The sequence below is a fragment of the Shinella sp. HY16 genome (assembly GCF_028534175.1).
In the GTDB taxonomy this organism is placed as follows: Bacteria; Pseudomonadota; Alphaproteobacteria; order Rhizobiales; family Rhizobiaceae; genus Shinella.
In genome coordinates this window covers 2,524,448-2,543,001 of the sequence record NZ_JAHYXL010000001.1, presented here as the reverse complement: position 1 = coordinate 2,543,001, position 18,554 = coordinate 2,524,448, and the positions used below count along the sequence as shown (strand labels likewise).

Genomic DNA, 18,554 nt, shown 5'->3' with positions numbered 1-18,554 from the left:
ATTCTCCATGCACACTTTATAAGTGTACAAAACTTGACAGGAAACAGGACAAAAATCCCGGAACCGGACAGGTTTGGAGCGTGCCTAACCAGGAATTTACCCAGCGGGTGAGCTGCCCCCAGCGGCGCGTTTCTGTCATGAGGCGTCTGCGGGAGGACGCGTAACCGTGTCCTGCGGCCCTCTGTTCGGGGAAGGGGATACGATGGCTTGCCTCCTTCCTCCTGCCGTGCAAGGCTCGCCGGGCAAGGGAATGGAACGGCGGAAGGGTTGTCATGCGGGATTGGTTCTGGCGCTTTGTCCTGTCCTTTTCCGCGACGGGGCTGATCCTGGGCACGCTGTGTTTTGCCGCCTCGCTGACGCCGAGCCTTCTGCCGCGCACCTATGTCACGCAGGGTGTGCTTTCGGGTGTCGCCATGGCCTGCGGCTATGGGCTTGGTGTGGCTCTTGCAGCGCTGTGGTTCTGGCTCGAACTGCCGGAACCGAAGGACCGGGCGCGTCTCTGGCTCGCTGCGGGGGCGGGTGGCATTTGCGGCATCGTGGTGCTGGTCTTTCTCTGGCGCACGGCGGAGTGGCAGAACTCCATCCGAACGTTGATGCGCCTGCCGCCGATCGACACCGCGCATCCCTTCTATGTCGGCCTTATCGGGCTTGCCGTCTTCCTCGTGCTTTTCGGCCTTGGGCGGCTCTTTGCCTTCCTTGCCCGGCTGTTCGCCCGGACCTCGCGCCGGGCGGCGCCGCGAAGGCTTTCCTATGTCATCGGCACGGCGCTGGCCGCGACGCTGTTCTGGACGCTGGCGGACGGTGTCCTGGCGCGGTTCGTGCTGCACACGGCCGATTCCTCCTTCCGCCGGCTCGACCAGGTGATCGAACCGGATACGGCCGAGCCCACGGATGCCAGAAAATCCGGCAGCGCCGCCTCGCTGGTGCGCTGGGACGCGCTTGGCCGCATGGGGCGCTCCTTCGTGGCGAGCGGACCGACGGCAGGGGATATCGCCGCCTTTACGGGCAAGCCGGCAATGGAGCCCCTGCGCGTCTATGCCGGCCTCAACGCTGCCGAGACGCCCGAGGCGCGGGCGAAGGTCGCGCTCGACGAACTGATCCGAGTCGGCGGCTTCGAACGCTCGACGCTCGTCATCACCATGCCGACGGGCACCGGCTGGATCGATCCGGAGGGCATCGATACCGTCGAGTACCTGCATCATGGCGACATCGCCAGCGTTGCCATCCAGTATTCCTACCTCGCCAGCTGGCTCTCTCTGCTTGCCGAGCCGGACTACGGTGCAGAGGCCGCCCGGGCGCTCTTCCGCGCGATCTACGGTCACTGGACGAGCCTGCCGAAGGACAAGCGGCCAAAACTCTATCTCTATGGTCTCAGCCTCGGCGCCTTGTCGTCGGAGCAGTCCGCTGAACTCTTCGAGGTGATCGGCGATCCCTATCAGGGTGCGCTCTGGGCCGGTCCGCCGTTTCCGAGCCGCATCTGGCGCAAGATGACGGCGGACCGCAATCCCGGAACGCCCGCCTGGCTGCCGCGCTTCCGCGACGGCTCCTATGTGCGCTTCACCAGCCAGAAGAATGCGCTGCCCGAGGCGGGCGACCATTGGGGGCCGATGCGCATCGTCTACCTGCAATATGCCAGCGACCCGATCACCTTCTACGATCCCTATGCCTTCTACCGCCAGCCGGCCTGGATGGTTGTGCCGCGCGGGCCGGATGTCTCGCCGGATTTCGAATGGTATCCCGTCGTCACTTTCCTGCAGCTGACGCTCGACATGGCCATGGCGACCACGACGCCGATGGGGCTTGGCCATGTCTATGCCGGCGAGCACTACATCGATCCATGGATTGCGGTGACCGATGTGACGGACTGGAGCGCGGCGGATATCGCAAGACTGAAGGAAAAGTTTCGCGCGGGGCGGTGATCAGCTTTTGACGGCAATGATGAAGAGCCGAGGGAAGCGCAGCAGCCGGCGACCGTCGGCCATCGGCGGATAAGCACTCGCGATGCGGCGCCCGTAATCCGCAAGGAAGCCGTCGCGTCCACCGGCCGGCAGGCGGTCGAGATAGGGACGCAGGCCCGTCGCCTTCACCCAGTCGACGATGGCGGCCGCATTCGCCATGGGATGGTTGTAGACGGTGTGCCAGACATCGACGCGGGCCGCCTTCGGGCCGAGTGCGTCGAAACAGGCCGCTGGAGCTGGCATCGGGCCGCGGCGCGGCGTACCCTCGGCGAAGGCGCCTTGCCAGAGGCCGGCAAGAGCGCTTTCTTCCATCAGGAGATGGGAGGGCTCGTTGCGGTTGTCCGGCATCTGCACCGCCAGCACGCCGCCGGGACGCAGGCCGTCCATCAGTCGGGCCATCAGCGCCACCGGATCGGGCAGCCACTGAAAGACGGCATTGGCGAAGAGCAGGGCAGCCGGCTCGTGCGGGCGCCATCTGGCAAGATCGCATTCGACGAAATCGACGCCCGGCAGGCGCTGGCGTGCGGCCTTCAGCATGTCGCCGGCATTGTCAACGCCGCGCACGCCCCGGCCGGGAAAACGCTCCACCAGCAGCTCCGTCGAGTTTCCCGGCCCGCAGCCGAGGTCGTAGACCGTGCCGGCGACAAGGTCGGCCGGCACCTGCGCGAGCAGGTCGCGGGCAGGGCGGGTGCGTTCGTCCTCGAATTTCAGGTATTGCGCGGCGGACCAGGCCATGCGGGCTCCGTTCAGAGGCTTTCGAGCGTGGGCAGGATGAGAGCGGGGCCGAGGTCGAAATACTCGTCCGGCATGTCGCTGCGGTTGATCCAGACGGTGCGGAAGCCGAATTTCGTTGCGCCGGCAATGTCCCAGCGGTTGGAGGACTGGAAGGAGACGGCGTTGGGATAGAGCCGGTAGTTCGTTGTCACGAGATCATAGACTGCGGGGGCGGTCTTGTAGGTCTGCAGTGCGTCGACCGAGAAGATGTCGTCGATGACGGTGTCGAGCGCGGCATTCTTCACCGCCGAGGCCAGCATGGCGGGCGAGCCGTTGGAGAGGATGGCGATATGCGCGCCGCGCTGCTTCAGCGCTTTCAAGACGGCTGGCACTTCCGGATAGCAGTCGAGTTTCCAGTAGGCGTCGAGCAGCTTCTGGCGCAGTGCCGGATCGACGCCGCCGATGCGCTTGAACGTATAGTCGAGCGCCTGCTCGGTGAGTTGCCAGAAATCCGCATAGGCGCCCATCAGCGCGCGCGTCCAGGAATATTCGAGCTGCTTGGCGCGCCAGATCTCGGAAAAGATCTGGTAGTTCGGCCCGACATCCCCCGCATGGCGGCGCACAGCCGCGTGCACGTCGAACAGCGTGCCGTAGGCGTCAAAGACATAGGCGGCATGGGACATGGGCGGCGATTCCTTCTGGCATTGTCGATGGCGATTGGTCGCCATCGACGTGGGAATGTCAATCGGTCAGACGCGCGGAGCCGCTGTCTCAGAACCGTGTGATGACACTGATGCCGAGGTCCGTCGCCTTGTCCATCGCCATCAGCGCCGGCACGGCCTCATCAAGGCTGATATGGCGGCCGATCAACCGTTGCGGGGCGAGCTTGCCGCTTTCGATCATCGCCAGCATGGCGTCGTAGCGCCAGGCCTGCATGCCGTGGCTGCCGTAGATTTCCAGCTCGTGGCCAATGACCTGCGCCATGGGAATCTTCGGCGTCGCATGGTCGGCGAGCATCAGGCCGACCTGCACATGCCGCCCGCGTCGACGCAGGTTCTGTATCGAGTTGAAGCAAGTCGTGGGAGAGCCGAGCGCATCGATCGAGGCATGCGCCCCGCCGCCGGTGATCTCGCGCACGGCCTCCGCGACATCGGCGACCTCGCGGGCGTTGATGGTGGCGACGGCACCCATCTTCCGGGCAAAGTCCAGTTTCTCCACGGATATGTCGATGGCGATGGGATTGGCGCCGAGCGCGGCGGCGATCATGATCGCGGAGAGGCCCACCCCGCCGCAGCCGTGCACGGCCACCCATTCGCCGCCCGTCACCCGCGCCTGGTCGACGACGGCACGGAAGGAGGTGGCGAAGCGGCAGCCGAGGCTGGCGGCCGTCGCGTAGTCGATGGCATCGGGCAGGTGCACGAGATTGTGGTCGGCAAAATCGATGGCGACGAGTTCGGCGAAGGAGCCCCAATGGGTGAAGCCGGGCTGGAACTGTTCTTCGCAAACCTGTTGGTTGCCCGAGCGGCATTCGCCGCAGTGGCCGCAGCCCGAGACGAAGGGCACGGTCACCCGCTCGCCCTCGCGGAACCGGCGCGCATTCCTGCCGACGGCCACCACCTTGCCGGCGAGCTCGTGGCCCGGCACATGCGGCAGGCTTATATCCGGGTCGTGGCCCATCCAGCCGTGCCAGTCGGAGCGGCAGAGCCCCGTCGCCTCCACCTTGATCACCACGCCGCCGGGCGTCGGCGTCGGGTCCGGCAGGGTGCGGATTTCAGGTGTCGCCTCGAAGGCTTCGTAATACATCGCGCGCATATTGGCTCCCTTCCGGTCAGACGACCCGGCGCATCATGAGGATTTCATCGATCTCGCGGCCTTCATGCAGGAAGCCCGCGGGCATGTACCCGATTTCCGCAAAGCCTTCGCGGCGATAGAAGGCGAGGGCAGGCGCATTCTCGGCGGTGACGGCAAGCTCGATCTGTCTGAGGCAACTGTCCCGGGCATGGGCCGTGACGGCAGCGAGGAGGGTGCCAGCAACGCCTCGGCCGCGTTCGGCGGTGCGCAGGTAGACCATGACGAGATTGGCGCGATGGGCCATCTTGCTCGTATTGAACCGCATCAGGCCCATCATCCCGACAGGCTCTTTGCCGCGAAAGGCGGCAAAGAGGGCAAGATCGGCGAGAAGCTTGCGGATCGCCTCATCGGACAGCTTCTCCAGATCCTCCGCGGTGCTGGCGAAGGCGGCGGGGGCCTGCAGCAAGGCCTCGCGCCGGAGCGCGCGAAAGGCCTCGGCATCCTCGGCGGTGAGGCGGCGGATCGGCGGCGGGACAATGTCTTCTGCGGTCATGCCTTTCTATCGCATGGCCCGCGGCGCCCCGCCAGAATGTCACCCATGATAAGGCCTGATGCACCCATTCAACATCTTGAATGGACAAGCGGGGCTGGCTGTCGGAAGGCATTTGTGACTTGACCGACCCGGCCCACCGGGCGTTGATGGGCGAAAAGGAGTTTTATAAAATGCCAGTCGATACCGCACCACGCTCGACGACCTGGACCTTCGTGGATGGCGAATGGGTTTCAGGCAATCCGCCGCTCATAGGCCCCACCTCGCACGCCATGTGGCTCGGCTCGACCGTCTTCGACGGCGCGCGCTGGTTCGACGGTATCGCGCCGGACCTCGACCTGCATTGCCAGCGCGTCAACCGTTCCGCCGAGGCCCTCGGCCTCAAGGCGGTGGTGACGGCCGAGGAGATCGAGGCGCTGTCCTGGGAAGGCGTCAAGAAGTTCGACGGCAAGACGGCGATCTACATCAAGCCCATGTACTGGGCCGAGCATGGCTCGTTCAGCGTGGTTGCGCCGGATGCGGAATCGACCCGTTTTGCGCTTTGCCTCTTTGAGGCGCCGATGGGCGACCCCAACGCGGCGTCCTCGCTGACCGTCTCGCCTTTCCGCCGTCCTACGGTGGAATGCATGCCGACGGATGCCAAGGCAGGCTGCCTCTATCCGAACAATGCCCGCATGCTGGTGGAGGCCCGCAAGCGCGGCTTCGACAACGCGCTGGTGCGCGACATGCTGGGCAACGTTGCCGAAACCGCCTCGTCCAACATCTTCATGGTGAAGGACGGCGTCGTCTTCACGCCCGCTGCCAACCGTACCTTCCTTGCCGGCATCACGCGCACCCGCGTCATCGGCCTCCTGAACGAAGCCGGTTTCGAGGTGGTCGAAACGACGCTGACGGTCGCCGATTTTGCGGCCGCCGACGAGATCTTCACCTCGGGCAACTACTCCAAGGTGGTTCCGGTGACGCGGCTCGACGACCGCGATCTCCAGCGCGGCCCGATCACCGCCAAGGCGCGCGACCTCTATTTCGACTGGGCGCATTCCAACGGCGACGCGTGACTGCGATAGATGGCCAAACAGAAACGCCGGGGCAGGACCCCGGCGTTTTCCGTTTCGGATATGCTTCGCCTTATTCGGCGGCGACGATCTTGCCGTCTTCCCACTTGAAGAGCGAGAAGCTCTGCGAGGTGAGGTCGCCGTTCTCGCCATAGGTCAGCTTGCCGATGGCGGTCGGGATGGCTTCGCCGGACTTCAGGGCGGTTGCAACGGCGGCGGTGTCTTCTGCGCTGCCGGCCTTCTCGATGCCGGCCTTCAGAACTTCGACGGCGGCGTAGGCGTTGAGCGTGAAGGCTTCCGGCGGGATGCCCTTTTCCTTCAGCACGGCGACGGCAGCCTGCGAGTCGGGGCTCTTCAGCGCGTCGGAGGCGTTGGTGAAGAGCGTGCCGGCGGCTGCTTCGTTGCCGATTGCCCAGTATTCGCTGTTCGAGAGGCCTTCACCGCCGATGATCGTGGCGTTGACCGACAGGTCCTTCAGCTGGCGGGCAAGCAGGCCGCCTTCCGGATGGTAGCCGCCGAAATAGATGACTTCGACGCCGTCGGCCTTGAGGCGGGTGATCAGTGCGCTGAAATCCTTGTCGCCCGGGGTGACAGAATCGTAAAGAGCCTCGGTGACGCCGCCCTTGTTCAGCGCGGCCTTGAAGGAATCGGCCAGGCCTTTGCCATAGGCGCCCTTGTCGTGAACCACGGCGACCTTCTTGTCCTTCAGGTTCGCCAGCACATAGGCGGCGGCAACTTCCGCCTGCTGGTCGTCGCGGCCGCAGGTGCGCAGCACGTTGGTGAGGCTGCGGGCCGTCAGGTCCGGCGCCGTCGCCGTCGGGGTGACCATCAGCACGCCGTTTTCGGCAAAGACGTCGGAGGCCGGGATGGCGACGCCCGAGGTCACCGGGCCGACGACGAAGCGGATGCCTTCACCGACGATCTGGTTGGCGGCCGAAACGCCCTGCTTGGGCTCGCCCGCATCGTCGGCCAGCTTCAGCACGACCTGTTCGCCCAGAATGCCGCCGTTCTTGTTGATCTGGTCGACAGCCGCCTGCGCGCCGTTCTTCACCTGGTCGCCATAGGCGGCGACCGGGCCGGTCAGCGGGGCGACGAGGCCGATGACGATGTCCGCATGGGCGAGCGGGGCAAAGGCGACGGATGCGGCGAGCAGGGCGCCGGCAAAAATCTGCTTCTTCATGGGATTCTCCTCAACTGGGGCCATGGAGCGGCCCGGTCGCAGATGCTCACGCGCCCGGACGGCGCAGGCCGGATTCCGATGCGGAGCGGGTTCTTTCACGGTCCGGAACAATCGTTCGCGAAGGGCCGGCGTGCTGCAGATTGATTAGGCCGGAAGGGGAAAAAGCGCAACAAAATAATGCATTTGCATATTTGATGGGCGGATCACTTGCGTGAATGGAAGGCGGTATTGGGCATTTGAATCAAAACGGATTGTTAAGATTTACGATTTATAAATATCCGGAAATTTTGAGGATCTGCGATGCGTTGCGTCTTGATCGTCGTCCTCTTGTTGCTCGCCGGATGTGCGTCTGTTCCAAGGCAGACGCAGAACGCCTGTGCCATCTTCGAGCAACGTGACGGCCTGTTCGACAACTGGCGGCGAGCCGCCTACCGCGCCGAGCGCGAATATGGCGTGCCCGTTCCCGTGCTCATGGCGACGATCTACACGGAGTCCGGCTTCCGGCACAATGCGCGCCCGCCGCGCACGAAGCTCCTGGGTTTCATTCCATGGAAACGCCAGTCGACCGCGCTCGGCTTTTCGCAGGCGCTGGATGGCACCTGGGCGCAGTACAAGCGCGTGACCGGCCGCTGGACCGCCAACCGTACGGACTTCTCCGACGCGATCCGTTTCATCGCCTGGTATCACGCCGAGAGCAACCGCAAGAACGGCATCGCCCTTACCGATACCTACCGCCTCTACATCGCCTACTATCACGGCCATGCCGGCTATTCGCGCGGCAACTGGAGCGGTACCTCCAAGGCCGGCGCGAAGCGCGCAGCCAACATGGCGGCCAGCTATTCGCGCCAGCTGAAGAATTGCGGTGCGTGGTAAGGGACGGCCGAGGGCGTAGCCGTCGACCGGACGATCCGTGCGATCGGTCTGGATGACGGCCCGCCCCTCGGCCGTGTACACTGGTGTCTCCGCGCGCAAATTCTCGCTGGAACAGGAGACCGTCTTTGCCCACGCCCGTGATCGTTGTCGGTTATGATGCGGCATGGCCGGATCGGTTCGTGGAGGTTTCACAATCTCTTCGGGTGCTGCTTGGCGATGCCGTTCATGCAGTGGATCATGTCGGAAGCACTGCGGTGCCGGGTCTTGCGGCAAAGCCGGTCATCGATGTCGATGTGACGCTCTGCAGCCGGGAACGCATCGAGGCCGCCTGCCGGTGCATGGCGGATGCGGGGTACGGTATCCGGGGAAACCGCTATGACGACGACATGTGGGCCTTCCTGTCAAAAGGGGAGCCTGCCTGCCGCGTCTATCTGTGCCCGCCGGAAAACGAAACGCATCGAAGGCGCCTGGTCTTTCGGGATCGGCTTCGTCAGGACGGTGCGCTTCGCGCCGCCTATAGTGCATTGAAGCAGCGGCTTTCCGTACAGTTTCCCCTGGATGGGGATGCCTACACCGCAGCAAAGCGGAGTTTCATCGAGGCGGCGATCGGCAGCTCGCCTCTGTCAGGCCGATAGGCTCCGGTTTCAGCCCCTGAGCCGGTAGCATAAAATTTTCTCCCCCTTGTCGGATCGGTTGCGCGACACACGTCCTTGTCATGTCCAAACCAAAGGAGGAGACGATCATGACCTATGTCGATGGATTCCTGCTGGCCGTGCCGAAGGCCAATCTGGAACGGTACAAGGACATGGCGCGCACGGCGGGCGATGTCTGGAAGGAACACGGCGCAATCGACTATGTCGAATGCATCGGCGATGATGTGCCCTATGGCGAGCTCACCTCGTTTCCCCGCGCCGTGCTGGCGAAGGACGACGAGGTGGTGATCTTCTCCTGGGTCACCTACACGTCGCGGGCGTCACGTGACGAGATCCTTGCCAAGGTGATGGCGGACGAGCGCCTGAAGGGCGGCGACTGGAAGGACGTCTTCGACGGCAAGCGCATGATCTATGGCGGCTTCGAGGCGGTCGTCGAGTTGTGAGGCGGAGGGGACTGCGCTAAACCGGTCGGAACCGGAAGAAAGGAAGCGCCATGACGAACCTCTACTATGCGATCGTCGGATCCACGACCGACACGAACATGGGGCTGGCGCGCTTCATGGGGGTCATCCTTGCCTTCATCGTGGTCGTCGGTACCCTGTTCTGGGCCATCGGCGGCTGACGCCATGCCGCAAAAGAGCGTGACGGTTCCGACCCGCGGACAGGGGCTCTACGAATTCACCGACGAGGCGACGGCCTTCGTGCGGGGCGCCGGCGTGGAGGAGGGGTTGCTGACGGTCTTCGTCCGCCACACCTCCTGTTCGCTGCTCATTCAGGAAAATGCCGATCCGGATGTCCGGCGCGATCTTGACCAGTTCTTTCGCCGCCTCGTGCCGCCCTCGGACGATCCGGCCATGCGCTGGATCGTGCATACGCTGGAGGGGCCCGACGACATGCCGGCCCATATCAAGGCAGCGCTGACATCCGTTTCGATCGGCATACCGGTTTCTGGCGGCCGGCTTGTGCTCGGCACCTGGCAGGGCCTCTATCTCTTCGAACATCGCGACCGGCCACACCGGCGGGAAATCGTGCTGCATCTCGGGCCTTGACGGAACCGGCCCGCAGGATGGAACGTTCCTGTGCCGGTCCCTCTGAAGCGTGGCATGGTCAGTCCCGTCCATGGACCGCGTTCTTGGGCCCTGGTCCCCACCCGACACCAACGGGGCCAATGGGCTTGCGCATCGCCGGCTCCGAAGGAGAAGTTCATGGTCAATACCGAAAGCATCAACCACGCCGTCATCGAGGCCCTGAACGCCCGCGACTTTGCCGCGCTTGCCGGCAAGGTTCACGAGGATGTCGCGATTTCCGGCATCGGCGAGGGCATGGACAACGGCCGCGACGCGCTGCGCGATCGTCTCGCCCGGCATTTCGTGGCCTTTGACGAAAGGTACGGCGACGCGCTGGTGATGAGCGACGCGCTCGGCAGCAATGTCGCGATCCGCCTGACGGCGCGCGGCAAGTCTGCGGCGGGCGATGCCTATTCGAAGGAGAAGATCCTGCTGCTCGAACTCGAGGAGGGGACCATCACCCGCATCGCCTTCTTCACCGGTTCATGAAGTTGAACGGAGGCTGAACGACGGCTTCGGCCTGCATTCAGCCTCGCCCCTCTAAGGTCTCCTCAATCGCCGGACGAAACGACCCGGCCGGTGTGAACAGGAGATCCCTCGATGATCAGCTTTCTGAAAAAATCCCTTCTTGCCGTCGTTCTCGGCCTCGGTGCGCTGACGGCCGCCATGCCGGCGGCGTCCGCTGCCAATATCGAGCTGTCGATCGAGCCGGCGGGATACCGCAACGGCTTCTACGAGGTGCACGACCAGGACTGGCGCCGCGACCGCTGGGATCGCCGTCATGACCGCCGTCAGGGCGAATGGGGCCGCCGCGGCCGCTGCGACCTCGGCTTTGCCGTCGCCAAGGCCCGTGACCATGGCCTGCGCCGCGCCCGCATCGCGGACGTGACGCCGCGCAAGGTCGTCGTCGACGGTTTCCGCCGCGATGGCTACAGCCGCATCGTCTTTGCCAACGACCGCCATTGCCCGATCCTCTGGCGCTGATGACGGGGGCCGGCACGCCGGCCCGTTCTCCGGAACGCCGTTCGTCACGTCACCCCCGGCCGGCGAACGGCCACCCTCCCGGTCCTGCCGGGAGGGTTTTCGTGTTTTGCGGCGATGCATGACGCATGCCGCACATAGTGCTGCGACACATCCTGCGCCGGGAAACGCATCGAACTGAAGGATTTTCCCCAAGTGCCGGGCGCGGCGCCGGTTTTCCATGCCCGGTGGCGCAGGGAGAGGCGGCCTTGCCATTCGCGCTGTTGCGCAACGCAAAAAGGGCCGGCACGACGCCAGCCCTTTCTTTCATTCCCGTCGTTCGGCTCAGTTGCCGAGTGCGAAGGTCACGTTGACGGTGACGGAGTAGCTGTTCTCGCCGGTGGCGAGCGGCACGGCGCCGCCTTCGGCATAGTCCTTGGCCATGGCGCGCATCATCGGCATGGGTTCTGCGCGATAGGTGGTTTCGGAGATTTCAAGCACGCGGCCGATGCCGACGCCGGCGGCATCCGTCAGTTCCTTGGCCTTGGCCATGGCGTTCTCGACGGCCTTCTTGCGTGCCGCGCTGACGGCGGTGTCCGGCTTGTCGTTGACGAAGCGGATGCCGTTGCCCTGGTTGGCGCCGAGCGTCACGGCCTTGTCGAGGATCTCGCCGAGCTTGGAAAGGTCGCGCACGCGCAGCGTTACCGTGTTGGTGACCTGGAAGCCGATCAGCACCGGCGGCGGGTTCTCGCCGGTCGAGCTCTGTGGGTACTGGTACTGCGGGTTGATCATGAAGCCGGAGGTCTGCAGATCGCGCTCGGCAATACCGGCTTCCTTCAGGGCGGCCAGGACGTCGGCCATGGCCTTGTTGTTGGCGTCGAGCGCCTCGCGGGCGGTCTTGGCGTCCTTGACGACGCCGAGGTCGATCAGGGCCATGTCGGGCGCCATTTCCGCGCTGCCTTCGCCGGTCACGACGATGGTCGCCTCGCGCGGCTTTGCACTGTCCTGCGCCTGCGCGGCCAGGGGAAGGGCAGCGGCGAGAGCCAGCGAAAGCGCGACGATGCTGGCGCCCGTGCGGCGGCCCAGAGTTCCGTAGAACATAAAGAAAATCTCCTGATGGTTGCGTCCCTTGCGCCGTTCTTCGCCCGTGATTGTGTAGAGAATACGGCGGCGCTTGTGAGGCCCGCCGAATTCGTCTAGACGATCTCTACACGTCGGCCGCCATTGACCGACGCCCCCGGCCCCGCGCCGGGCCGGGCCTGTAGCTCAATGGTTAGAGCCGGCGGCTCATAACCGCTTGGTTGGGGGTTCGAGTCCCTCCGGGCCCACCATTCCCCTTCGTCCAGCAAAGTCCAGCTTGGGCGAGGGGATACAAGATAATCGCGGCTTTTCAACGTGTTCGCGCCTCGCGTTTGTCCAATGCAGTTCGCGGTTGAGCGGTGACATCCGGCCTGATTGTTGGTAGCTTCGTTGGTGCTTATTCACTGCTGGGGGCAAAATACCAACAATGCCTTTGACCGATGTTTTCTGCCGAAACGTCAAGCCATCCGAAAAGCCACAGAAAATCAGTGACGGAGGAGGGCTTTTCCTGCTGGTCGAGCCACGCGGTAGCAAGCTTTGGCGGCTCGCCTATCGCTTCAATGCAAAGCAGAAGACGCTTTCCCTTGGCATTTATCCTGCCGTAAGCCTGAAGGACGCGCGCGATCACCGTGATCGAGCTAAGGAGCTGCTGGCGCGCGGCATCGATCCGGGCGAGCACAAGAAGCAGGAAAAGCGGAAGAAGCGGCTTGAGGCCGGCAATACGTTCGAAACCGTCGCGCGTGAGTGGTTCGACGCGCAGAAATCCGGTTGGACGCCGGGCTATGCCGACAGAATCCTGCGGAGGCTGGAAGCCGACATCTTCAAGCTCATCGGCCGCCGCCCGATCAACGAAATCGAGCCGCCCGAGCTGTTGGATGCGATTCGGCAAATCGAACGGCGCAACGCGATTGTCCTCGCGCGCCGCCTGCTGCAAGTGTGCGGGCAGGTCTTTCGGTACGCCGTCGCCAGCGGCCTTGCGAAACGCGACCCATCGCAGGATATCCGTGGCGCATTGAGGTCCGCCGGCCCCAAAAAGCATCGCACCGCGCTCAAAGAAGCCGAGCTTCCCGAATATTTGGCTGCGCTCGACGCATACGAAGGTGATCGTAGAACCGTGCTGGCGCTAAAACTCGTGCTCCACACCTTCCTGCGAACGTCGGAAATCCGCTTTGGGGCATGGTCTGAGTTTGAGGCGCTGGGTAGCGAGCGCGCCTTATGGCGTATTCCGGCAGAACGAATGAAGGCTCGGTCCGAGCATCTGGTGCCGTTAACATCGCAGGTCGAGTCGATCCTTGAGGAATTGAAGCGGTTGTCGGGAAACAGCCCTTACATTCTGCCTGCCAAGACCAAGGAAGGCGTCATCTCGCAAAATACCTTGATCTATGCACTCTACAGGATGGGCTACCATTCGCGGGCAACGGTTCATGGTTTCCGCGGCACGGCCAGTACCATCTTGAACGAGAACGGCTTTAATCGCGACTGGATCGAGCGCCAACTGGCCCATGCCGAGCGGGATGGTGTGCGTGCGGCCTACAATTCGGCTGAGTGGCTGCCGGACCGACGGAAGATGCTGCTGTGGTGGTCCGATCATTTGGAGATGCTGTACAGGAAACAGTCTTGATTTTCTAAGGACGGTTCAACGCGGGAAATGTGCCGTCCATAATGATTTTCCAGTGTTTGGAAAAAATTCGCGTCATGTCTTTTACAAGAGAGGCTGTACTGCAATGGATGAAGTAGCTGACTTCTTCAATTCTGAAGAAATGAAAGCGGTCGTAACGGCTATCGAAGCGTTGAGGAGTAAGTACGCCCAAGCCGTATTTCTTCCGCAGACGGAACGTATCACATTTTTTCAGCTGCTTACTGGTAAGTTCCCTGCTCGCGAGGTGTTGCAAAAACTCGCGAATAACGATGCGGGTTATCCGGGACAGAAGGATGTGATGGCGGCAGCATTTTCCGCGTGGCTGCTTTTTCCAAAGAAAAAGGAAATCCGGCACAATTGGATGCTGCATGCGATGCTTCTTTACATGGATCAGGCTGAGAAAAAGGCGGGTCTTTATGAAGAGGACTGGGTAATAGAGCGCGATATTGCTGCCCGTTATTTGTTTATCGGTGGTGATTTTCTAAAAGATATATTCGATAGCGCTGGCGGATATCAGGCGTTTATGGATTTAAATTCCAATGAAACGATTGATGCTATCCTCGATCATAACATGCGTACAATTCGAACGGCTGCACGTTCAATGTTGTATCTCCATCATGGTGCGCAACTGTTTCAGGATGAAGGAGTGTATCACCGGCCTAGTGTAAATCTTTCTAGCAAAATTTTTAAGGAGATTAGAAAAGTTGAGGCTGAAAATAGAGAAAATATTGTCTCGAGGAGCGAGAAAAATTCACCGTCGAAAATAGAAATGGCACCATACACCTATGTTGCGCGTTCGTCGCTTCACAAAATCTGGAAGGAGGACAATGGCACTATGGCACTTATTTATGCTGCGAGTTGTCTCCGTATCACCAGATCGAGGTATTTACTTGATGTTCTTCTGAACGCCGAATTCTCTCATAGCGACCATGGTCGCCTGATCCCTCAATGGCTTGGTATGGCGCGATATGCAGGAGAGCTCATTTTTCCGAAAATGGATGACGCTAGACTCCTAAGGCGTGCGAGCAGGTTCCTAGATATTGCGGATCCGGTTCCCTTCCATGCTCCCAAGTTGACATCGCAAGAGGATGCGTTGTTCAAGCGGATTTTTCGTAAGTATTTTCAATCTTCTAGATAATATTTCTGTCCATTTTCAGTGGGGGTGTTTTTGGATGGCCCACTTCTGGCGGACGGCGAAAATGCTCGCTACCTTGGCGTTGTGTTTGCAGCAGTAGCTCAACACATCAACGCTAACGCAGGAGTTTCCAGCATGTTGAAGACTGTAGATAGAGCTCGCTCGAGTGTGACTGCCAAGGCCGCCGCGCAATTTCCCAATACTGGTCTGGTTCGCCTGAAATCAATCATCGCCCCCGGTGGGCCATTGCCAATTAGTAAATCCAGCTGGTGGGCAGGTGTACGCGATGGCCGGTATCCTAAGTCTCGGAAAATCTCTCCAAGAGTGACGGTTTGGTTGGCTGAAGACATTCGGCTGCTCTTGGCGAAAATCGAGCAGGAGGACGTCTGAAATGACGCGGCTAACTCCCGATAGAGACCTCAAGTTGGAACAGGTGAAGGGTGGCGGAAACATGAAGAATTCATTGCGAAAATCCAAGTCGGCGCGCTCGGGCAAAGAAAAGCAAAGCACGAATGGTACATCGGTGCCCGGAAAGCAAACAGAGGGTAAGCGCTCGGCGGAAATACTTGATCTTCTAGCCTCAGGACGTGCTCTTTCGATCTTAAAAGATCTTCGGAATGCCGAGAAAGAGGATGATGGAAAGTATCACGCCGCCGTGCATAAACGAATTTTGAAAAGCTATCAGATTGCGTTGCTTGCAGCTGAAAGCCTCGATCTATGGCAGGAGATATGTGGCTCCGAGGAATGGGCGAGTTTCAAAAGACGGCCGAAGCATGACGATCAACAGGATGCTTTACGTTATGTCGTGCGTTTATACGTCGGTTTTGACGGTGTTTCGGACGACAAGAGAGCCAGTAAGTATTACCGAAGCTTGAAATCATGGTTCGATCGAAAAACCCCTGTCTCAGACGTTCGAAAAATCCTGAAGGGGGAGGGTGGCATCGAGGCACTGGCCAAATTTCAACATGACCCACCCGTCCGGAAAATCAAAGAGGGTTATGTGGCCATTACCCTGATCGTCCCGGAAGCAAAGGGCAGAAAATTTTTGAGCTTCAAATCAAATCAGCGCTTTAATTGGAGAGCAACCGTGGCGCACATTGAAGGTAGTGAGATTGAAGTTAAGGACATGGTGGAACTTATTCCACTCATGGATCAGATGCGCTCGCGCTAAGCGATGAGCCCCACGCCGTAGCGGGCGTATGTGTAATACCTAAAAGTACTGTGTGAATACAAACAGCAACACGGGCATGGCGCTCACCGTGAATGGCGAAGCCATGCCCGCAGTTATGAGGTTTATCATGCGTAATAGACGAATTACAAACGTGCCAAATTTTGAACAAGCACACCTCGACTTTGATATTGAGCTGAGACGCTATACGACGACGAAGCGAGGCCGATCAGCTCTCAGCCATGCGGCTAAGCGCTGTATGCGTGAGGACGCTGCAATGTCGCTTAAAGCGACAAATGCATGGTCTCGAATTGCGTATATGAAGAGCGCGATTGCGGCGTTTAACCGTTACGCTGAGGCTCGTGGATCCATCCAGCCGGCATTTTTCGTCACGATTGCACCGTCACATCTTGCGTTCGATTTCAGTCGCGCGTTGCCTGATGTTGTGAAAGATCGCTTTCGGATTGTCACTATGTTTGGCGAGGCACATTCTTTTGGAGCCTTCGATATCGCCTATCACGGCAACGTCAATGCAGCAGATAACGCCGGCGCTTGGATGCTGTCTCTCCACGCGCACCTTCTAGTATGGGGTATTGACGAAAGCGCAATGCAGGAACTCAAGCGAGCGTATAACTCGCGTGTAAGATCAGCTATGCCGCCAAATCCCGCGTTCGATTACATGTCCGACAACCCTGTTCGTTTCAAGGAACACCTCATATATCTTCTGAAAGCCCCTTTGAGAGAATACAGGCGGGATAAGCGATCGGCCGACGCTGTCGCACTTGCGGCGGATGGGGGACAGGGAGGGCGTGCAGGTCCGTGGAAGCGCGACCTGCGCCGCAAGGATGCAGCCAGTATGTGTAACCTGCTAGCGAACGTGACGATCCCCGGATGGATAATATCCTCAGGGGATGGCGTTGACTTGGCACGCACGGTTGAGAGGAAGGCTATAGCGGCGTTGGAACGAGATCAAAATGCTCGCCTTAATCGCTTTGGCTCACTGATCGGCAGGTAGGTCAAGGGATGGCCACCCTGTTAAGATATTGACAAATATATATTATTTCTGTATGATGCCAGTTGTTCAATGCTTTTGATTACGGTCATTGTGGCCGCAATCGTGTTGAAAGCGCCGAGTTTTTACGTGCTCGGCGGCATCAAACTTTCACAGAGGGCGTCCTTCGGGGCGCTCTTTTTCGTTAGGGGAACACCTTCATGCACGTTGCCGCTTACCCTTCGCCGACAAACCCGGCTGTTTCGCTGCCCCGGCTTTCTATCCTCGGTCACCCGCCTATGTCGCGGTCTACCTCAAAACCCCACGCCGAAAAGCTCAAAGAGGCGGCCCCCGAAGCGCTGGTGCTGTTCGGCCTCGATGATCGTGGCAAGGCGCATGCTGCTTGGTTCGCCCATGACGACGCCGAGGCAGGCACCGCAGCCGCCGAGGCCATGAGCATGTTCGCGCTGCCGGTCGAGAATGACGCGGTGCAGGCGCTGGCCGGTCAGGCGCCGCAGGGAAAGATCTTCGCCAGTGGCAAGGCTTTCGTGCCCTTCGTGAAGGCATCGCTGTACGACGCACTCGTATTGCACCTGCCGGAAGATCAGCGCGGGCAGGCTCGCCAGCCGGTCAGCGCGAGCAGCGGTAAGGCGTCGAGCAACAGCTATGCCGTCGCCTCCGGCGCTGCCGATGGGCGTGGGACGGGCGCGGCGATCGTTCAGCACGACTTTCCGACGGACTGGTCGAAGATCAAGGTCGGCAGCGTCGTGCTGGCATCTGAAGGCAGAGAGGACGGATGGTACGAAGCCGATGTCCTAGAAGCCTTGCCAAACGATCACTATACCCTGCGCTGGCACGATTGGCCCGACCTTCCGACAATCGAACGCGCCGTGACCGAGATCGCCCTGCTGCACCCGCAGTACAAGCTCGACTAGGCGGGGATAGATTGATGCGCTTTGCCGATATCATCGCCGATGCGCTGGAGGCCGGCCGGGACAGGCTGAACCGGGCCGATACCTTGCGCAGCCTCAACGACGCCTTCCGCCGCGCCTTCGTTGACGGCCATGTCGTCGCTACGCGCGGCCTCATGGTTCTCGACCCAGACGACTGGCGGGCGGTATTTCAGGCGGTGCGGGAATTCGACGGCTTCACGCCCGAAGACGATCCCCACGGCGAACACGACTTTGGCGTCGTGTCGTACAGGGGCGAGCGATACTTCTGGAAGATCGACTATCACGGCCTCGACCTTCGCCATGCCTCGCCCGATCCCGCCGATCCGGCTTTCACCGTTCGCGTCATGACCATCATGCGGGCGGACGAGTACTTACCATGACAACCGCCGCACCACTCGACCACCGAGCAAGCCCGCCCCACCGGCGGGCTTCTTCAATTCGGGGGCCTGACCTTGCGCCCGGCCTTCAGCGGCGCGGGGGCAGGTTCGTTAGGATCTATATCCCGGAACAGGGCGGAGACCGGAACATCCAGCGCTTTCGCAAACGCTTCCAAGGTGGACACGGTGACGTTCTCCGAGCCGCGCTCGACCCGGCCGACATAGGCGCGGTCGATACCAGACTCCAGCGCCAGCCTTTCCTGCGAAAGGCCTTTGGCGACCCGAAGGCGTCGAAGGTTCCAGCCGATGATGGTGCGTGCGTCCATGCGGACACATGAGCCACGTCATAGGCTTGACAATCGACGGACCAATAGTCCCTTATTATTCAACCAAACGACGAATAGGAACAACCA

General features: G+C 61.1%; 23 protein-coding genes and 1 tRNA gene. 17 read left to right on the top strand and 7 right to left on the bottom strand.

Annotated elements, in window-relative coordinates; all coding sequences use genetic code 11:
• The first annotated feature begins 272 nt into the window (after positions 1–272).
• Entirely contained in the window at positions 273–1,919 is a 1,647-nt protein-coding gene (locus tag K0P03_RS12635) for an alpha/beta hydrolase (protein ID WP_023513113.1), read from the top strand.
• On the opposite strand, the gene tam is transcribed toward K0P03_RS12635, so the two are convergent.
• From tam to K0P03_RS12615, 4 genes are all read right to left on the bottom strand, one after another.
• Positions 1,920–2,693: a trans-aconitate 2-methyltransferase gene (gene tam, locus K0P03_RS12630; protein ID WP_272789772.1), complete on the bottom strand. Its 774-nt coding sequence runs from the start codon at positions 2,691–2,693 to the stop codon at positions 1,920–1,922.
• Positions 2,694–2,704: 11 nt separating this feature from the next.
• Positions 2,705–3,355, bottom strand: coding sequence for a haloacid dehalogenase type II (locus K0P03_RS12625; protein WP_272789771.1), 651 nt, complete (start codon positions 3,353–3,355; stop codon positions 2,705–2,707).
• Positions 3,356–3,443: 88 nt separating this feature from the next.
• A complete protein-coding gene (locus K0P03_RS12620) occupies positions 3,444–4,484 on the bottom strand; it encodes a zinc-dependent alcohol dehydrogenase family protein (protein WP_272789770.1) in 1,041 nt (346 codons plus the stop codon).
• Positions 4,485–4,500: 16 nt separating this feature from the next.
• On the bottom strand, positions 4,501–5,016 hold the full coding sequence (locus tag K0P03_RS12615) for a GNAT family N-acetyltransferase (RefSeq protein WP_272789769.1): 516 nt from the start codon (positions 5,014–5,016) through the stop codon (positions 4,501–4,503).
• A gap of 170 nt (positions 5,017–5,186) precedes the next feature.
• Between K0P03_RS12615 and K0P03_RS12610 the strand changes: the two genes are divergently transcribed.
• Entirely contained in the window at positions 5,187–6,068 is an 882-nt protein-coding gene (locus K0P03_RS12610; RefSeq protein ID WP_037408515.1) for a branched-chain amino acid aminotransferase, read from the top strand.
• Positions 6,069–6,138: 70 nt separating this feature from the next.
• Here K0P03_RS12610 and K0P03_RS12605 read toward each other — a convergent pair whose 3' ends face one another.
• Positions 6,139–7,245 (bottom strand): branched-chain amino acid ABC transporter substrate-binding protein, encoded by a 1,107-nt coding sequence (locus tag K0P03_RS12605; RefSeq protein ID WP_272789768.1) that lies wholly within the window; start codon positions 7,243–7,245, stop codon positions 6,139–6,141.
• A gap of 300 nt (positions 7,246–7,545) precedes the next feature.
• Between K0P03_RS12605 and K0P03_RS12600 the strand changes: the two genes are divergently transcribed.
• The 7 genes from K0P03_RS12600 to K0P03_RS12570 all read left to right on the top strand — a co-directional run bounded on the left by K0P03_RS12600 (position 7,546) and on the right by K0P03_RS12570 (position 10,822).
• Positions 7,546–8,118 (top strand): transglycosylase SLT domain-containing protein, encoded by a 573-nt coding sequence (locus K0P03_RS12600; RefSeq protein ID WP_050746273.1) that lies wholly within the window; start codon positions 7,546–7,548, stop codon positions 8,116–8,118.
• Positions 8,119–8,243: 125 nt separating this feature from the next.
• Positions 8,244–8,753, top strand: a complete 510-nt coding sequence (locus K0P03_RS12595; protein ID WP_272789767.1) for a GrpB family protein — start codon at positions 8,244–8,246, stop codon at positions 8,751–8,753.
• A gap of 107 nt (positions 8,754–8,860) precedes the next feature.
• Positions 8,861–9,214 carry a DUF1428 domain-containing protein gene (locus K0P03_RS12590; protein WP_130521086.1) on the top strand — a complete coding sequence of 118 codons (354 nt, stop codon included), beginning with the start codon at positions 8,861–8,863 and terminating at the stop codon, positions 9,212–9,214.
• Positions 9,215–9,264: 50 nt separating this feature from the next.
• Positions 9,265–9,393, top strand: a complete 129-nt coding sequence (locus K0P03_RS12585; protein WP_256364426.1) for a hypothetical protein — start codon at positions 9,265–9,267, stop codon at positions 9,391–9,393.
• A gap of 4 nt (positions 9,394–9,397) precedes the next feature.
• Entirely contained in the window at positions 9,398–9,820 is a 423-nt protein-coding gene (locus K0P03_RS12580; protein ID WP_023515862.1) for a secondary thiamine-phosphate synthase enzyme YjbQ, read from the top strand.
• 156 nt (positions 9,821–9,976) lie between these two features.
• The gene (locus K0P03_RS12575) at positions 9,977–10,327 is read left to right on the top strand and encodes a nuclear transport factor 2 family protein (RefSeq protein WP_272789766.1); all 351 of its coding nucleotides are present in this window, start codon (positions 9,977–9,979) and stop codon (positions 10,325–10,327) included.
• A gap of 111 nt (positions 10,328–10,438) precedes the next feature.
• Entirely contained in the window at positions 10,439–10,822 is a 384-nt protein-coding gene (locus tag K0P03_RS12570) for a hypothetical protein (protein WP_272789765.1), read from the top strand.
• 321 nt (positions 10,823–11,143) lie between these two features.
• On the opposite strand, the gene K0P03_RS12565 is transcribed toward K0P03_RS12570, so the two are convergent.
• Positions 11,144–11,899: an SIMPL domain-containing protein gene (locus K0P03_RS12565; RefSeq protein WP_272789764.1), complete on the bottom strand. Its 756-nt coding sequence runs from the start codon at positions 11,897–11,899 to the stop codon at positions 11,144–11,146.
• A gap of 154 nt (positions 11,900–12,053) precedes the next feature.
• On the opposite strand from K0P03_RS12565, the gene K0P03_RS12560 reads away from it, so the two are divergent.
• From K0P03_RS12560 to K0P03_RS12525, 8 genes are all read left to right on the top strand, one after another.
• A tRNA-Ile gene (locus K0P03_RS12560) sits at positions 12,054–12,129 on the top strand.
• A 176-nt stretch (positions 12,130–12,305) separates the two neighbouring features.
• Positions 12,306–13,499, top strand: a complete 1,194-nt coding sequence (locus K0P03_RS12555; RefSeq protein WP_272789763.1) for a tyrosine-type recombinase/integrase — start codon at positions 12,306–12,308, stop codon at positions 13,497–13,499.
• A gap of 103 nt (positions 13,500–13,602) precedes the next feature.
• On the top strand, positions 13,603–14,655 hold the full coding sequence (locus K0P03_RS12550; RefSeq protein ID WP_272789762.1) for a hypothetical protein: 1,053 nt from the start codon (positions 13,603–13,605) through the stop codon (positions 14,653–14,655).
• 132 nt (positions 14,656–14,787) lie between these two features.
• Positions 14,788–15,042 (top strand): helix-turn-helix transcriptional regulator, encoded by a 255-nt coding sequence (locus K0P03_RS12545; protein ID WP_272789761.1) that lies wholly within the window; start codon positions 14,788–14,790, stop codon positions 15,040–15,042.
• A 1-nt stretch (position 15,043) separates the two neighbouring features.
• Positions 15,044–15,823 carry a hypothetical protein gene (locus K0P03_RS12540; protein ID WP_272789760.1) on the top strand — a complete coding sequence of 260 codons (780 nt, stop codon included), beginning with the start codon at positions 15,044–15,046 and terminating at the stop codon, positions 15,821–15,823.
• A 76-nt stretch (positions 15,824–15,899) separates the two neighbouring features.
• Complete coding sequence (locus K0P03_RS12535) at positions 15,900–16,835, top strand: hypothetical protein (protein WP_272789759.1); 936 nt, start codon at positions 15,900–15,902, stop codon at positions 16,833–16,835.
• Between the two features lie 197 nt (positions 16,836–17,032).
• Positions 17,033–17,746, top strand: coding sequence for a hypothetical protein (locus K0P03_RS12530; protein WP_272789758.1), 714 nt, complete (start codon positions 17,033–17,035; stop codon positions 17,744–17,746).
• A 14-nt stretch (positions 17,747–17,760) separates the two neighbouring features.
• Positions 17,761–18,144 (top strand): DUF3768 domain-containing protein, encoded by a 384-nt coding sequence (locus K0P03_RS12525; RefSeq protein ID WP_272789757.1) that lies wholly within the window; start codon positions 17,761–17,763, stop codon positions 18,142–18,144.
• A gap of 53 nt (positions 18,145–18,197) precedes the next feature.
• Here K0P03_RS12525 and K0P03_RS12520 read toward each other — a convergent pair whose 3' ends face one another.
• Positions 18,198–18,467, bottom strand: a complete 270-nt coding sequence (locus tag K0P03_RS12520; RefSeq protein WP_272789756.1) for a helix-turn-helix domain-containing protein — start codon at positions 18,465–18,467, stop codon at positions 18,198–18,200.
• Positions 18,468–18,554 lie beyond the last annotated feature (87 nt).

Bases quoted from the DNA above. Each gene is read 5' to 3' on its own strand.
- K0P03_RS12635 (WP_023513113.1), top strand. From the start codon at position 273: ATGCGGGATTGGTTCTGGCGCTTTGTCCTGTCCTTTTCCGCGACGGGG.
- tam (WP_272789772.1), bottom strand. From the start codon at position 2,693: ATGGCCTGGTCCGCCGCGCAATACCTGAAATTCGAGGACGAACGCACC.
- K0P03_RS12625 (WP_272789771.1), bottom strand. From the start codon at position 3,355: ATGTCCCATGCCGCCTATGTCTTTGACGCCTACGGCACGCTGTTCGAC.
- K0P03_RS12620 (WP_272789770.1), bottom strand. From the start codon at position 4,484: ATGCGCGCGATGTATTACGAAGCCTTCGAGGCGACACCTGAAATCCGC.
- K0P03_RS12615 (WP_272789769.1), bottom strand. From the start codon at position 5,016: ATGACCGCAGAAGACATTGTCCCGCCGCCGATCCGCCGCCTCACCGCC.
- K0P03_RS12610 (WP_037408515.1), top strand. From the start codon at position 5,187: ATGCCAGTCGATACCGCACCACGCTCGACGACCTGGACCTTCGTGGAT.
- K0P03_RS12605 (WP_272789768.1), bottom strand. From the start codon at position 7,245: ATGAAGAAGCAGATTTTTGCCGGCGCCCTGCTCGCCGCATCCGTCGCC.
- K0P03_RS12600 (WP_050746273.1), top strand. From the start codon at position 7,546: ATGCGTTGCGTCTTGATCGTCGTCCTCTTGTTGCTCGCCGGATGTGCG.
- K0P03_RS12590 (WP_130521086.1), top strand. From the start codon at position 8,861: ATGACCTATGTCGATGGATTCCTGCTGGCCGTGCCGAAGGCCAATCTG.
- K0P03_RS12585 (WP_256364426.1), top strand. From the start codon at position 9,265: ATGACGAACCTCTACTATGCGATCGTCGGATCCACGACCGACACGAAC.
- K0P03_RS12580 (WP_023515862.1), top strand. From the start codon at position 9,398: ATGCCGCAAAAGAGCGTGACGGTTCCGACCCGCGGACAGGGGCTCTAC.
- K0P03_RS12575 (WP_272789766.1), top strand. From the start codon at position 9,977: ATGGTCAATACCGAAAGCATCAACCACGCCGTCATCGAGGCCCTGAAC.
- K0P03_RS12570 (WP_272789765.1), top strand. From the start codon at position 10,439: ATGATCAGCTTTCTGAAAAAATCCCTTCTTGCCGTCGTTCTCGGCCTC.
- K0P03_RS12565 (WP_272789764.1), bottom strand. From the start codon at position 11,899: ATGTTCTACGGAACTCTGGGCCGCCGCACGGGCGCCAGCATCGTCGCG.
- K0P03_RS12555 (WP_272789763.1), top strand. From the start codon at position 12,306: ATGCCTTTGACCGATGTTTTCTGCCGAAACGTCAAGCCATCCGAAAAG.
- K0P03_RS12550 (WP_272789762.1), top strand. From the start codon at position 13,603: ATGGATGAAGTAGCTGACTTCTTCAATTCTGAAGAAATGAAAGCGGTC.
- K0P03_RS12545 (WP_272789761.1), top strand. From the start codon at position 14,788: ATGTTGAAGACTGTAGATAGAGCTCGCTCGAGTGTGACTGCCAAGGCC.
- K0P03_RS12540 (WP_272789760.1), top strand. From the start codon at position 15,044: ATGACGCGGCTAACTCCCGATAGAGACCTCAAGTTGGAACAGGTGAAG.
- K0P03_RS12535 (WP_272789759.1), top strand. From the start codon at position 15,900: ATGGCGCTCACCGTGAATGGCGAAGCCATGCCCGCAGTTATGAGGTTT.
- K0P03_RS12530 (WP_272789758.1), top strand. From the start codon at position 17,033: ATGCACGTTGCCGCTTACCCTTCGCCGACAAACCCGGCTGTTTCGCTG.
- K0P03_RS12525 (WP_272789757.1), top strand. From the start codon at position 17,761: ATGCGCTTTGCCGATATCATCGCCGATGCGCTGGAGGCCGGCCGGGAC.
- K0P03_RS12520 (WP_272789756.1), bottom strand. From the start codon at position 18,467: ATGGACGCACGCACCATCATCGGCTGGAACCTTCGACGCCTTCGGGTC.